Source organism: Methylocucumis oryzae (assembly GCF_000963695.1).
In the GTDB taxonomy this organism is placed as follows: domain Bacteria; phylum Pseudomonadota; class Gammaproteobacteria; order Methylococcales; family Methylomonadaceae; genus Methylovulum; species Methylovulum oryzae.
Window position 1 is genome coordinate 1 of sequence record NZ_LAJX01000389.1, and the last position, 1,037, is coordinate 1,037.

The following is a 1,037-nucleotide window of genomic DNA, read 5'->3' on the forward strand; positions in this document are numbered from 1 at the left end:
CGGCAAGACGCGCAAAGCCTATTTGTGGGCTTACCGCAGCAACGATTTGCAACCCGGACCGCGCATCATCGTCTTTGACTATCAAACCGGTCGCAGCGGCAGCCATGCGCGCGAGTTTCTCGGCGATTGGCGAGGCCATCTCATGGTCGACGACAAATTGCTCCTGCATTTGCTGCATTCACGCCTTCCTTGGCGCTCATGATTATGCTGGCTATAAGGCCTTATTTACTGACACTGGCGACGCCGGTGCCTGTATAGAACTCGGTTGTTTCGCACATGCCCGACGCAAATTCTTTGACTTGCACCAGGCTAATCACAGCCCGATAGCGTTAGAGGCGCTAAACCGAATAGCTGAGCTATATGCGGTAGAAGCCGAAGCTAAGACCCTGACCATTGCTGAGCGGCAAGCTTTACGCGCCGAAAAAAGCCTACCGGCACTAGCCTCTTTGCACGCTTGGCTCATGGCAACCCGCGCCAAAACCGCACCTGGCGGCGCCACTGCCAAGGCTTTAGATTACAGCCTCAAACGCTGGCCAGCGCTTTGTCGCTACGCCGAAACCGGACACTTGCCGATTGACAACAACCCGACCGAGAATTGCATTCGACCTATCGCGATTGGCAAAAAAAACTGGTTATTCGTGGGTTCTGAACGGGCTGGCGACCGTGCCGCAGCGATTCAAACCTTATTAGGGACGGCTAAACTCAATGGCTTAAACCCTACCGAATGGCTCAAGGATACTTTGGAAAAATTACCGACTTGGCCCAACAGCCGTATCGATGAGTTGCTGCCTTTTGCAACGGCAAATTCCGAGACAGTTAAGGATCAGAATGTCTTTTAGAAAACAACGTGGCTAGATTGAACGGTTACTTGACAACAACCCAACCGAGAATTGCATTCGACCTATCGCGATTGGCAAAAAAAACTGGTTATTCGTGGGTTCTGAACGGGCTGGCGACCGTGCCGCAGCGATTCAAACCTTATTAGGGACGGCTAAACTCAATGGCTTAAATCCTACCGAATGGCTCAAGGATACTTT

2 pseudogenes are annotated in these 1,037 nt (G+C 52.0%); both read left to right on the forward strand.

The features are described 5' to 3' along the window. A pseudogene (tnpC, locus tag VZ94_RS21850) lies at positions 1-839 on the forward strand (IS66 family transposase); the annotation flags it as partial. Positions 840-867: 28 nt separating this feature from the next. Next, positions 868-1,037, forward strand: a pseudogene (locus VZ94_RS25430) (IS66 family transposase); the annotation flags it as partial.